Below are 12,081 nucleotides of genomic sequence, written 5' to 3'. Positions count from 1 at the left end.
TGCACCACGCCCTAGATAGAACCTGTAAAACAGGAGTCCCCGAAATGGACAAGATCATCAAGACCGAAGCCGAATGGCAGGCCCAACTGTCCGACCTCGCCTACAAGGTCACGCGCAAGCACGGCACTGAACGCGCCTTCACGCATGATGACTTCCCGAAAGCGCCCGGCACCTTCCGCTGCATCTGCTGCGACGCGCCCTTGTTCGATCATACCACAAAATTCGAAAGCGGGACCGGCTGGCCGTCGTTCTATGCCCCGCTTGACCACGAGATGGTGGGCGAGCAGTCCGACAACAGCTGGTTCATGCGCCGCACCGAAGTACACTGCAACCGCTGCGAGGCGCATCTTGGACATGTGTTCCCGGACGGTCCGGCCCCGACGGGCCTGCGCTACTGCATCAATGGCGTGGCCTTGCGGTTCGAACCGGAGGATTGACCTCCGGCCTATTCGCCGATGAAGTCACTCGCCTGGAAGCGCCCGAAGTTGCCCAAAAGCTGCCGGATCAGCGAGATGCCCTTGATGTTCGTCTCGGTCACGCGGCGTGAAATCTGCACGACCTTGCCGTCTTCAAGGCCATAGCGCGCAATGTTTTCCACCGTGCCGGAGGCGTTGAAGGTGACGGCCAGAACCTCACGCTCGATCTCGCGGGGTTGGCGGGGGCCGCGATGTTCATAGCGGCTTTGGACATAGAACCAGCCTTCGTCATTCAGAAGGCCCGAGGTCGAGGGGCGGCCGATCTTCTGGCCAACAGTCTCGCGCGTGTCGACACCCACTTCGACGAGGGCGAGTTCATCCTCAGCCGGCACATAGCCATGGTTGCGATAGACCGACGAACAGGCGGCGATGCCTGCCACGAGGACCAGCATTGCACCTTGCTTGCGCGTCCTATGGCACATCGCCAGGACCGTCCGCGCCAACCGGAATACCGCCATACCTGCCCTCATGCCCGCCAAAAACGCCGCTCGCGACGCGGGTTCTTCAAAACCCTTTGCAAAGGGGATAACAGAAGGGTGGCCCCTTGTTCAAGAATGGAACGCCTGACCGGGGCTGCCTGCCATCATTCCCTTGTGAAGGCCCCACCATGACCGATGCCGCCCCTGCCCGCCCGACCCGGTTTCGCACCGGCGGCCTTAGCCCGCGCAAGCCGACGCGCTTTCACTATGCCCCCGATGCCGAGGTGCAAGCCAGTCTGGCGCAGGACCTGGGCCTGCTGGCGCTGCGCAAGCTGGAGTTTGCGGGCCAGATCACGCCGGACGGGCGTGACGCAATGGTGCTGACCGCCACGCTGACGGCCGAATGTGATCAGGCCTGCATCGTGACCCTGGCCCCGGTGCGCGCACGGATCAGCGAAGAGGTGCGGCGCAGATATGTCGTCGATCTGCCCGCGCCCGATGCGGATGAGATGGAAATGCCCGAGGATGATACCGTCGAACCGATGCCCGAGGTCATTGATATTGCCGACATCGCGGCCGAGGCGCTGATGCTGGCGCTGCCGCTTTACCCCAGGGCGCCGGGGGCGGAACTGGGCAACCTGACACTGGCGCCGGACGGGGTGACGCCGCTGGAGGACAGCGACCTGAAGCCCTTTGCGGGGCTTGCCGCCCTTGCCGGACGGATGGCGGCAAAGCCTGACAAAGAGGGCTGAAACCCGCCGCCTACCGGGCGAAAAGGGCTTGCGCATGCCAGAAATGCGAGTATGTATCGCGCCTCATTCAAGCTGTGAAGCAGCACCGGTCGGCTATTGCCGAGGCATCCTCTGACCGCGTTGCTTTGCAAAGGAAATCCAGGGGCCTGTCCCCACTGCCTGAGGTTGTGACATGGCTGTCCCGCAGAACCGCACTACGAAATCCAAGCGCAACATGCGCCGCGCGCATGACTCGCTGGTTGCCGCGAATCCGAACGAATGCCCGAACTGTGGCGAGCTGAAGCGCCCGCACCATGTGTGCCCGTCCTGCGGCCACTATGATTCGCGCGAAGTCGTGTCGATGGCCCGTGAAGTGGATCTTGACGAGGATGCGGCGTAAGCCGCGCCTTTCGCGCGACATATCCCATGGCCACCGGACCCGATTTTGCGTCTGCCACGGCCTCTGTATCGGCTTCTGATCGCGTCGTCATTTCGGTAGATGCCATGGGGGGTGATCGTGGACCGGCAGCGGTTGTTGCCGGTCTTGCTGATTCCATGGCCCAACATCCCCAGATGGACGCGATCCTGCATGGCGACGAGGCGGTGGTTGCACCGCTGGTCGCCCGCCATCCGATTCTGAGCGGTCGTTGCACCTTGCGGCACGCCCCGCGCGTCGTGACGATGGAGGACAAGCCCGCCCAGGTGATGCGCCACGGGGCCGGCACGTCGATGTGGTCGACGATCGACAGCGTCAAGGACGGCGAGGCGACGGTTGCCGTGTCCTGCGGCAATACCGGTGCGCTGATGGCCGTGTCGATGCTGCGCTTGCGGAAGTTGCCTGGGGTGAACCGGCCAGCGATTGCCTGCCTTTGGCCGTCGCGCAATCCGGGCGGGTTCAACCTGATGCTGGACGTGGGCGCCGATGTGAAGGCCGAAGCCGACGATCTGCTGCAATATGCCACGATGGGCGCGTCCTATGCCCGCAACGGCATGGGCCTGGCACGGCCACGGATTGGCCTGCTGAATGTCGGCACCGAAGAACACAAGGGCCGGGCCGAGTTGAAGGAAGCGCATGACCGGATGACCGCTGTGGCCAAGGTCGGCAGCTTTGACTATGTCGGCTTTGTCGAAGGTGGCGATCTGCCATCGAACCGGGTGGATGTCATCGTGACCGATGGTTTCACCGGTAACGTCGCGCTGAAGACGGGTGAAGGTACGGCCAAGCTGATCTCGGACTTTCTGCGAGACGCGTTCGGGGCGGGCATCTTGTCAAAATTTGCGGCCCTGTTGGCAATGAATTCGCTGAAACGCTTTCAGAAACGCATCGATCCGCGCCGCGTGAACGGTGGGGTCTTTCTGGGGCTGAACGGCACTGTGGTGAAATCTCACGGCGCTGCCGATGCCACGGGTGTGGCTGCGGCCATCGGCCTTGCCTATCAACTCGCGCAAGTCCGTTTCATCGAACGGCTGGCGGCCCGGGTTGCATCGGCCGAAGGTGCGGGGCAGGATGCCGCGCAGGAAGCGCCCGGCAGCGACGCCGGGTTGGGGAGCAGTCCGACCGCATGACGATACGCGCCACAGTCAAGGGCGTCGGGCACTACCTGCCCGACCGCGTAGTCCCGAACGCCGAGTTCGAAGCCATTGTCGATACCTCGGATGAATGGATCAAAAGCCGATCAGGGATCGAGCGCCGGCATTTCGCCGCCGAAGGCCAGCTGACCTCAGACCTTGCCACACGGGCGGCCTTGGCCGCCTTGGCCGACGCAGGGATGGCGGCTACCGATATCGACGCGATCATCGTCGCCACCTCGACCCCGGATTTCACCTTTCCCTCCGTTGCAACCATGGTGCAGGCCGCGCTTGGGATGACCAAGGGCTATGCCTTCGACGTGCAGGCAGTGTGCGCGGGTTTCGTCTATGCGCTCACCAACGCCAATGCGCTGATCCTGTCGGGTCAGGCAAAACGCGTGCTGGTGATCGGGGCCGAGACGTTCAGCCGTCTGATGAACTGGAAGGACCGGGGGACCTGTGTGCTGTTCGGTGACGGTGCCGGGGCGCTGGTGCTTGAGGCGGTTGAGGCCAGCGGCAGCAGTGCCGACCGGGGCATCCTGGCGGCTGACCTCAACTCGGACGGGCGGTTCCGGGACCTGCTTTATGTGGACGGCGGGACATCCACCGGGACCACCGGGCATCTGGTGATGGAAGGCAAGGAAGTCTTCCGCCATGCCATTGAAAAGCTGGCAGAAACCGCGCATACCGCGCTGGAGAAGGCTGGGCTCACGTCGGACGATGTTGACTGGATCGTGCCGCATCAGGCCAATATCCGCATCATCGAAGGCACCGCAAAACGGATGCAGGTGTCGATGGACCGGGTGATCGTCACGGTGCAGGATCATGGCAACACATCAGCCGCGTCGATCCCACTGGCCCTGTCGGTTGGCAAGGCGCGCGGCCAGATCAAGCCGGGCGATCTTCTGGTGACCGAGGCGATTGGCGGCGGGCTGGCCTGGGGCTCGGTCGTCCTGCGCTGGTAGGCGCCTTTAAGCCCGCGCCCCAAGTGGTTGATATTGACTCGGAAATCCATCCGCCGCATGGTCGTGGAAAGAGCCGTGTTCACAAGCTCATGGGGGGACGAGATGAGCGAGAAGACCCTGACCAGAATGGACCTCAGCGAAGCCGTTTTTCGCGAAGTGGGCCTGAGCCGCAACGAATCTGCCAATCTTGTCGAAGCGGTGCTGCAGCATATGTCGGACGCGCTGGCCTCGGGCGAGACGGTGAAAATTTCGTCCTTCGGGACCTTTTCGGTCCGTGCCAAATCCGCCCGGGTGGGCCGCAACCCCAAGACTGGCGAAGAAGTTCCGATTTCCCCGCGCCGCGTCCTGACCTTCCGCCCCTCGCATCTGATGAAGGATCGCGTTGCTGCCGGAAAGAAGCGCTGAAGGGGCTGTAGCGGATGGACAAGTCGCCTGACGCCTTCCGCACGATCAGCGAAGTGGCCGAAGTTCTGGAAACCCCGGCCCATGTGCTGCGGTTCTGGGAAAGTCGGTTTACGCAGATCCGCCCGGTCAAGCGTGCCGGGGGGCGGCGGTATTATCGTCCTTCCGACGTGGCGTTGCTGGCAGGCATCAAACGGCTGCTGCATGATGAAGGTCTGACGATCCGGGGCGTCCAGAAGATCCTCCGTGATCAGGGTGTGCGCCATGTGGCGGGCCTTTCGGACGATTCGGTGTCGGTTGAAGGACTGATCGCCCCGGCTGTGACGGCCGAGGTCATCCGCCTTGACAGCCGACAGGATGCCGACGCGGAAGACGCGACAGCGTTCGCGCCGGATCCGGTCGAAGAAGTAATCCCAGAAGCCGGATTCATCGCCATCGAGGATGATGAGGATCTGGCGCCTGCCGCCCCCGCAACTCCGGTGCAATCTGTCCTGCCACTGTTTGATACACCTCCCGCGCCGAAAGCTGCCCCGCGACAGCCAACCCGCCGGGAAGATGAAACTTTTGCCAGCTTGATCAGAGCCTTGCCGCCCAAAGCTCTACGACTGTCAGCGCCGGAAATTGCTGTTCTGGCCCGCCGTCTGGCCGCCTTGCGCGCGCAACTTGCCAGCCGGTCCGAAGGCGGCGAGGGCTGAGCGCATCATGTGGATGACCGGATGCTTTCCCGCTTGCCCCGGCCCGGAATATCAGTATGTATCGCCCCGTGTCGGGCCGTAGCGCAGCCTGGTTAGCGCGTCCGTCTGGGGGGCGGGAGGTCGAGAGTTCGAATCTCTCCGGCCCGACCATTGCAAAACCGCCCGCCTGCCCTGCGGCAGCGCGGGCGGTTTCGTTTTCACCATCCGGGGCGGGGATCTGATGACACATGGCGTTCTCCCCTCACAGGCCCTGCGCGGGTTGATCGCTGCGGGTGGCATTGCCGCCAGTCCCGATGTTCTGGACGACCAGTTGCAGCCCGCCAGCCTTGACCTGCGGCTTGGCACGGTGGCCTACCGGGTGCGCGCGTCGTTTCTGGCGGGCAAGGGCCGCCGCGTGCAGGACCGGCTGGACGAATTCACCATGCACAAGGTCAACCTGACCGAAGGGGCGGTGCTGGAAAAGAACTGCGTCTATGTGATTCCCCTGGCCGAACGCCTGGCCCTGCCGCCGGGTGTGACAGCGGTAGCCAACGCCAAAAGCTCATCCGGTCGGCTGGACCTGCTGACCCGCACGATCACCGATGGCGGGATTGAGTTTGACCGCATCCCCGAAGGCTATGCCGGGCCGCTTTATGCCGAGGTGTGCCCACGCAGCTTTTCGGTGCTGGTGCGGGCCGGGCAGCGGCTGAACCAGATCCGCTTTCGCAGCGGTCAGGCGGTGCTGTCGGACGCCGAATTGACCAGCCTGCACGCCGCTGATCCGCTGGTGACCGGCGAGGCGGTGATTTCCGAAGGTCTGGGCTTTTCCGTGGACTTGCGCCCTGCAAAAGGCACTCTGGTCGGCTACCGTGCCAAACCCCATACGGGGGTGGTGGACCTTGACCGGATCGGCCACTATCCGGCGCAGGACTTCTGGGAAGAACTGCATTCCACGGATGGCCGCATCATCCTTGACCCCGGCGCGTTCTATATTCTGGTCAGCCGTGAGGCTGTGACGATCCCCCCCGACTATGCCGCCGAAATGGCCCCCTATCTGGCCATGGTGGGCGAATTCCGGGTGCATTATGCCGGGTTCTTCGACCCCGGTTTCGGCCATGCTGCAGCCGGGGGCAGCGGGTCGCGCGGGGTGCTGGAGGTGCGCTGCCACGAAGCGCCCTTCGTGCTGGAACATGGGCAGGTTGTGGGCCGTCTGGTCTATGAGCGGATGAGCGAACGGCCGGAAACCCTTTACGGCGTTGGGATTTCTTCGAATTACCAAGGTCAGGGGCTGAAGCTGGCCAAGCAGTTCCGGACGAGGCCCTAGCGCAAGAACCTGCGGCTTAGTCGGGCCGCCTTTTGCGCCTTGTCGGCCATCGCCTTGGCGGTCTTGGCCTGCTTGCGCTCTTCCGGGGTCATATCTGAGGCGGGCTTGCCACTGCGCGCGGCAAAGTCCACGCCGGTCTTTACCGCCGACCGGATGAACAGTCTGGTCCGCATCGTGATAAGCCGATTGAGATCCATGCTGGCCTTAATCCTCAAACAGCTCGGTCTGGCCGGCTGTGGCTTCGTCATCGTCATCGCCGGCCAAAGCCTGACCCGGAGCCGGGCGATTGTCCAGCAGGCCGGCGGCGCGCAGTTCTTTCAGGCCCGGCAGATCGCGGGCAGATTCTAGGCCGAAGTGGTCAAGGAAGGTTTCCGTCACGACAAAGGTCACAGGGCGACCCGGGGTCATCCGGCGGCGGCCAAGGCGGATCCAGTCCAGTTCCAGCAGTTGGTCGACAGTGCCGCGGCTGACTGCAACGCCACGAATCTCTTCGATCTCCGCGCGGGTGACGGGCTGGTGATAGGCGATAATCGCCAGCGTTTCGATTGCGGCACGGGACAGCTTCCGCGTCTCGACCGTTTCGCGCCGCATCAGGTGGCCAAGATCGGGCGCGGTGCGGAACGCGTAGGCGTCGCCCACCTTGACCAGGTTCACACCCCGCCCCTCATAGCGTTTGCGCAAATGGACCAGCGCTTCGGCCGGGTCCGACCCATGCGGCAGGCGGGCCGCCAGTTCGGCAAGGGTCACGGGTTCCGACATGGCGAAGAGGATCGCTTCGACCATCCGCTCCTGTTCCCCCATCGGGGGCGCGTCGAACAGGCTTTGTTCGTCAAGGTCGCTCATGGCTCCCTCCGCCGCAGCTGGATGGGGGCGAAGGTGTCGCCCTGCCGCAGGGTGATCTGCCCGGCCTTGGCAAGCTCCAGGACCGCCGCGAAATGGGCGGCAGTGGCGGACCGGCGGGCCATGGGGGTGACGTTCCAGCCTTCGGGCAGGAAGCTGGTCAGATCGGCCCAGTCACCCGCATAGCCGATCAGCCCGCGCAACCGGTCCAGCGCCTGTTCCATGGTGAAAACATGTTCGCGGTCCATCACGAAGGGGCGGAATTCATCCTTGGTGCGGATGCGGGCATAGGCGCGCATCAGGTCAAGCAGCGTGGCGGTATAGGTGACCTTGCGGTGATGGGTGACATCCTCGGGCACGCCACGCACAAAGAAATCGCGGCCAAGTTGGTCACGGCCCATCAGACGGGCGGCGGCATCGCGCATGGCCTGCAACCGTTCCAGCTGGAACGCCAGATGCGCGGCAAGGTCTTCGGCGCTGGGGCCCGCCTCGCCCGGTTCGGGCGGCAACAGCAGGCGTGACTTCAGGAAGGCCAGCCAGGCCGCCATCACCAGATAATCTGCCGCCAGTTCGATCCGCAGGCTGCGGGCCTGTTCGACAAAGCCAAGGTATTGTTCCGCCAGCTTCAGGACCGAGATCTTGCGCAGGTCCACCTTCTGCGTCCGGCTGAGGGTCAGCAGCAGGTCCAGCGGCCCTTCGAACCCGTCGACATCCACGATCAACGCCTCGGCGGCGATCCGGTCTTCGACGGGCAGGCGTTCCGGTTGGTCCCAGCTGTCGACATCAGCCATCGGCCAACTCCGCCAAGAGGGCGGGCATGTCAGCGGCAACCTTGCGCCGCAGGGCCAGCGCCGCCCTGCCCCGCGCCATGGCGGCTGGGGTCATCTGCCCGGCGGCATCGACCACGGCCGCCATCTCGGCCAGATCGCCCTTGCAATGCAGGGCCACGTCAACCCCCGCCGCCATCGAGCGTGCGGTGCGGTCTGCAAGGCTGCCCGAAAGCGCCTCCATGTTCAGGTCATCGGTCATGAGCAGGCCCTGAAAGCCGATCTCGTCGCGGATCTGGCGGATCATCGTTGGCGACTGGGTGGCGGGCAAGTCAGGATCAAGCGCGGCAAAGACCAGATGCGCTGTCATCGCCATCGGCAGGTCGGCCAGCGCGCGGAAGGGTGCGAAGTCCACCGCGCGCAGGTCGTCCAACCCGGCGGTGACTGTCGGCAAGGACAGATGCGTGTCCAGATGCGACCGGCCATGCCCCGGCATGTGCTTCAGAACCGGCAGGACACCCCCGGCCAGCAACCCGTCAGCCACCGCGCGACCGATGGTGGCGACGCTGGCAGGGTCAGTCCCATAGCACCGGTTGCGCAGGAAAGGGTGGGTCTGGGCAAAGGCCACATCAGCCACCGGCGCGCAATTGGCGTCGATCCCGACCGCCGCAAGTTCCGCTGCAATCACCTGCGACCGCAAGCGCAGGATCCGCGCGGCTTCGGCCAGCGATCCGGCGCGTTCCACCGTCTCAAGCGGCGGGTCCCAGTCGTGCCAGTGCGGCGCACGCAGGCGTTGGACGCGGCCCCCTTCCTGATCGACCAGGATCGGCGCATCGCGGCCCACCGCATCGCGCAGGTCGCCCGTCAAGCGGCGCAGCTGGTCCGGCGTTTCGACGTTGCGGGCGAAGAGGATGAACCCGAACGGGTCGGCTGCGCGAAAGAAGGCGCGCTCCTCAGGCAGCAGCGCAGGCCCCGCGCAACCAAGGATCGTCGCGCCAAAAGCGGCAGTCATCGCTGCGGAACCGGGATGCAGGTCGCCTCTTGCGCAACGAAGGCCGAGCAGAAGCGGCGGGCGTCGGTTTCATCCTCAAACCCATGGGCGCGAAGGCGAAAGAAGGTGCGTCCGCCGCTTTCGGCCGGTTGCACGACCATGGCCTTTTCCGCCAACAGATCGCCAAAGCTGCCTTGCAAGCGCGCCCATTCGGCCCGAGCCTCATCCGCGCTGTCGAAGGCGCCAAACTGCACCAGCCGGGTGCCAAGCGGGATCGTCGCGGGGTCGATCTCATTGACGGCCGACATATCCATGGCCTCGGTAGGCGCAGGGGCTTCAGCGGCGCGCAACGGGCGGGCTCTCGGGCGCGGCGACAGGGTGATCGCCCCGGCAGGCGCAATCTCGGCCGTTGCAGGCATCGCGTCACTCAGGGAGTCAGCAAGAGGGTCACTCAGCGGGTCAGTGGAGGCTGCAGCCAAGGAACCGGCATTCGCAGCGGGAGCAGGGTCAGGGTCCAGACCCAAAGCCTCGGCCAAGGCGGCATCTACGGCCAGTTCGGTCGGGCTGGCGCTTTCGACAGGCGGTGCGGCGGCCAGCGCCAGATCGGCGCCGGCGGGGTCGACCACGCCGGGGTCGGGCAGCGGGGCCGACACCTCAGCCAGCCCCGGCATCTGCGGCGCGGCAAGACCGGCGGTGTCTTCGGGCGCAAGCTCGACCGGGCGCGGCGCAAGGATCAGCGTTTCGGGCACCGCGGCGGCAACGCCGGACTCGGCGACATCATTCACCGACAGACCCTGATGACTGGCAATCTCGCCCCCCGGGTTGTCGGGGGCAATCCGCATCGGCCCGTCCAGCGCCTGCACCACCGGCACCCCGGTGACATCGCGTACGGCAAGCCGGTAGCCCCAGAAGCCAAGCCCCACAACCAGCCCGACAGAAGCCACCGCCCCTGCCAGTGTCACCCAGCGCTGAAACTTGTGCGCGCCCGGCCAGTGCGGCGGCGCATCTGCGTCATATTGGCCGCCATGATCTTCGTAATCTGCGTCCGCCATATGCTGCCCCTGCCTGCGGGACGGTTTGTCCGTCCCTGCCTTTGCGCCTCATCCCCGGCAGGGCGCTTTTTCAGTCAGCGCATTTCCTCAACCGGAGTGACGCCAAGGATACCAAGGCCTGCGCAAATGACAACGCCCACGGCCCTTACAAGGGCGATTTTCGCCTGAGAAATGGACTGATCCTCTTGCAAGAACCGCAAGCTGGCATCGTCATTGCCCCGATTCCACAGCCCATGGAAGTCTGACGCCAGTTCAAAGAGGTAAAACGCCACCCGGTGCGGTTCATTCCCCTTGGCGGCGATTTCCACCAGACGCGGCCATTCGGCCAGCTTTCGGATCATCTCAAGCTCGGCCGGATGCGTCAGACTGGTCAGTACAGACCCGGCAAGACTGGTATCCCGGACATCCAGCCCCGCCTCGCGCGCCTTGCGCAGGATCGAGTTCACGCGCGCATTGGCATATTGGACATAGAAGACCGGGTTGTCCTTCGACTGTTCCATCACCTTGTCAAAGTCGAAGTCCAAGGCCACGTCGTTCTTGCGCGTCAGCATCATGAACCGGGTGACATCCGCTCCGACTTCGTCGACGACGTCGCGGAGGGTGACAAACGTCCCGGCCCGCTTCGACATCTTGAAGGGCTCGCCATTCTTCCACAGCTTGACCAACTGGATCAGCTTGATGTCCAAAGGCACCCGGCCGTTGGACAGGGCCGCCACGGCCGCCTTCATTCGCTTGACATAGCCGCCATGGTCAGCGCCGAAAATGTCGATCAGCTCATCAAAGCCGCGCTGGACCTTGTTGTAGTGATAGGCGATGTCGGGGGCAAAATAGGTCCAGGACCCGTCAGACTTCTGCACGGGGCGGTCAACGTCGTCGCCATGCGCGGTGGACCGGAACAGGGTCTGGACGCGGGGTTCCCAATCGTCGGGTTCCTTGCCCTTCGGGGGTTCAAGGACGCCTTCATAGATCAGGTCCATGTCGCGCAATGCCTTGATCGCAGCCTCGATCTGGCCGGTGCCGTACAGCGCCTTTTCCGATGAATAGACATCCATCTGCACGCCAAGCGCGGCCAGATCCTCACGGATCATCGCCATCATCATCTCGGTCGCGAAATCGCGGACATCGGTCAGCCAATACTGCTCGCCCTTGTCCAGCAGGCTGTCGCCATACTTGGCCTTCAGCGCCTCGCCCACCGGAATGAGGTAATCGCCGGGGTAAAGCCCCTCGCGGATTTCGGGTTCAAGGCCGTTCGCCTCGCGGTAGCGTTCATAGGCCGACCGTGCCAGCACGTCGACCTGCGCCCCGCCGTCGTTGATGTAATATTCCCGCGTCACGTCCCAGCCGGCATAGGCCAGAAGCCGCGCCAGCGCATCGCCGACCACCGCGCCCCGGACGTGGCCGACGTGCATCGGCCCGGTGGGGTTGGCGCTGACAAACTCCACATTCACCTTGCGCCCGGCACCAAGGGTGGACCGGCCATAGGCTGTACCCTGCTCCAAAACCGCGCGGACCAGACCGTGCCAGGCCGCAGGCTCCAATCGCAGGTTCAGGAACCCCGGCCCCGCCACATCGGCCCCGGCAATCCGCGGGTCCTCCATCAGCTTGACCGCCAGCGCATCGGCAATCGCGCGGGGTGGCATCCCCGCCGGTTTGGCCAGCACCATCGCCGCATTCGTCGCCATGTCGCCATGGCCCGCATCGCGTGGCGGTTCCACCGCGACAGCAGCAAGGTCAAGGCCCGCAGGCAGCACGCCCGCCGCCATAAGCGCCTGCAGTTCGGCCACGACAAGCGCGCGGATATCGGCGAAAAGGTTCATTTGATCACATCCTCTGACGCCCTTCGCCATGCCAGAGGGTGCGGCAGAGGTCAA

The 12,081-nt window shown here is 64.5% G+C and carries 15 protein-coding genes and 1 tRNA gene; 9 read left to right on the top strand and 7 right to left on the bottom strand.

The window, feature by feature from the left end:
* The first annotated feature begins 44 nt into the window (after positions 1 to 44).
* Positions 45 to 437, top strand: a complete 393-nt coding sequence (gene msrB, locus EI545_RS20165; RefSeq protein WP_125327145.1) for a peptide-methionine (R)-S-oxide reductase MsrB — start codon at positions 45 to 47, stop codon at positions 435 to 437.
* An 8-nt stretch (positions 438 to 445) separates the two neighbouring features.
* On the opposite strand, the gene EI545_RS20160 is transcribed toward msrB, so the two are convergent.
* Positions 446 to 868 carry an outer membrane protein assembly factor BamE gene (locus EI545_RS20160; protein ID WP_245990216.1) on the bottom strand — a complete coding sequence of 141 codons (423 nt, stop codon included), beginning with the start codon at positions 866 to 868 and terminating at the stop codon, positions 446 to 448.
* Positions 869 to 1,083: 215 nt separating this feature from the next.
* Here EI545_RS20160 and EI545_RS20155 point away from each other — a divergent pair, with 215 nt between their 5' ends.
* From EI545_RS20155 to EI545_RS20120, 8 genes are all read left to right on the top strand, one after another.
* Positions 1,084 to 1,647: a YceD family protein gene (locus EI545_RS20155; protein WP_125327144.1), complete on the top strand. Its 564-nt coding sequence runs from the start codon at positions 1,084 to 1,086 to the stop codon at positions 1,645 to 1,647.
* A 172-nt stretch (positions 1,648 to 1,819) separates the two neighbouring features.
* Positions 1,820 to 2,026: a 50S ribosomal protein L32 gene (rpmF, locus tag EI545_RS20150; protein WP_125327143.1), complete on the top strand. Its 207-nt coding sequence runs from the start codon at positions 1,820 to 1,822 to the stop codon at positions 2,024 to 2,026.
* A 26-nt stretch (positions 2,027 to 2,052) separates the two neighbouring features.
* Positions 2,053 to 3,192 (top strand): phosphate acyltransferase PlsX, encoded by a 1,140-nt coding sequence (plsX, locus tag EI545_RS20145; RefSeq protein ID WP_125327142.1) that lies wholly within the window; start codon positions 2,053 to 2,055, stop codon positions 3,190 to 3,192.
* Positions 3,189 to 4,160, top strand: coding sequence for a beta-ketoacyl-ACP synthase III (locus EI545_RS20140; protein ID WP_125327141.1), 972 nt, complete (start codon positions 3,189 to 3,191; stop codon positions 4,158 to 4,160). The genes plsX and EI545_RS20140 overlap by 4 nt, the downstream gene beginning before the upstream one ends.
* A 102-nt stretch (positions 4,161 to 4,262) precedes the next feature.
* The gene (gene ihfA / locus EI545_RS20135) at positions 4,263 to 4,565 is read left to right on the top strand and encodes an integration host factor subunit alpha (RefSeq protein WP_125327140.1); all 303 of its coding nucleotides are present in this window, start codon (positions 4,263 to 4,265) and stop codon (positions 4,563 to 4,565) included.
* Positions 4,566 to 4,579: 14 nt separating this feature from the next.
* Positions 4,580 to 5,257, top strand: a complete 678-nt coding sequence (locus tag EI545_RS20130) for a MerR family transcriptional regulator (protein ID WP_125327139.1) — start codon at positions 4,580 to 4,582, stop codon at positions 5,255 to 5,257.
* A 72-nt stretch (positions 5,258 to 5,329) separates the two neighbouring features.
* Positions 5,330 to 5,407: transfer RNA gene (locus EI545_RS20125), tRNA-Pro, on the top strand.
* Positions 5,408 to 5,477: 70 nt separating this feature from the next.
* The gene (locus EI545_RS20120; protein WP_125327138.1) at positions 5,478 to 6,560 is read left to right on the top strand and encodes a 2'-deoxycytidine 5'-triphosphate deaminase; all 1,083 of its coding nucleotides are present in this window, start codon (positions 5,478 to 5,480) and stop codon (positions 6,558 to 6,560) included.
* On the opposite strand, the gene EI545_RS20115 is transcribed toward EI545_RS20120, so the two are convergent.
* The 6 genes from EI545_RS20115 to argS form a co-directional block, all read right to left on the bottom strand.
* Entirely contained in the window at positions 6,557 to 6,757 is a 201-nt protein-coding gene (locus EI545_RS20115) for a hypothetical protein (RefSeq protein ID WP_125327137.1), read from the bottom strand. The genes EI545_RS20120 and EI545_RS20115 overlap by 4 nt on opposite strands.
* A gap of 7 nt (positions 6,758 to 6,764) precedes the next feature.
* On the bottom strand, positions 6,765 to 7,403 hold the full coding sequence (gene scpB / locus EI545_RS20110) for an SMC-Scp complex subunit ScpB (RefSeq protein WP_125327136.1): 639 nt from the start codon (positions 7,401 to 7,403) through the stop codon (positions 6,765 to 6,767).
* A complete protein-coding gene (locus EI545_RS20105; protein WP_125327135.1) occupies positions 7,400 to 8,191 on the bottom strand; it encodes a segregation and condensation protein A in 792 nt (263 codons plus the stop codon). Before EI545_RS20105 ends, scpB begins: the two co-directional genes overlap by 4 nt.
* The gene (locus EI545_RS20100) at positions 8,184 to 9,179 is read right to left on the bottom strand and encodes a glycoside hydrolase family 3 N-terminal domain-containing protein (protein WP_125327134.1); all 996 of its coding nucleotides are present in this window, start codon (positions 9,177 to 9,179) and stop codon (positions 8,184 to 8,186) included. Before EI545_RS20100 ends, EI545_RS20105 begins: the two co-directional genes overlap by 8 nt.
* Positions 9,176 to 10,210 (bottom strand): SPOR domain-containing protein, encoded by a 1,035-nt coding sequence (locus tag EI545_RS20095; protein ID WP_125327133.1) that lies wholly within the window; start codon positions 10,208 to 10,210, stop codon positions 9,176 to 9,178. The genes EI545_RS20100 and EI545_RS20095 overlap by 4 nt, the downstream gene beginning before the upstream one ends.
* Before the next feature lie 74 nt (positions 10,211 to 10,284).
* The gene (argS, locus tag EI545_RS20090; RefSeq protein WP_125327132.1) at positions 10,285 to 12,027 is read right to left on the bottom strand and encodes an arginine--tRNA ligase; all 1,743 of its coding nucleotides are present in this window, start codon (positions 12,025 to 12,027) and stop codon (positions 10,285 to 10,287) included.
* Between the last annotated feature and the right edge of the window lie 54 nt (positions 12,028 to 12,081).

The organism is Tabrizicola piscis, from assembly GCF_003940805.1.
GTDB classification, from domain to species: domain Bacteria; phylum Pseudomonadota; class Alphaproteobacteria; order Rhodobacterales; family Rhodobacteraceae; genus Tabrizicola; species Tabrizicola piscis.
The sequence above is the reverse complement of the archived record's forward strand: the minus strand, read 5'-3'. Positions and strand labels throughout refer to the sequence as shown.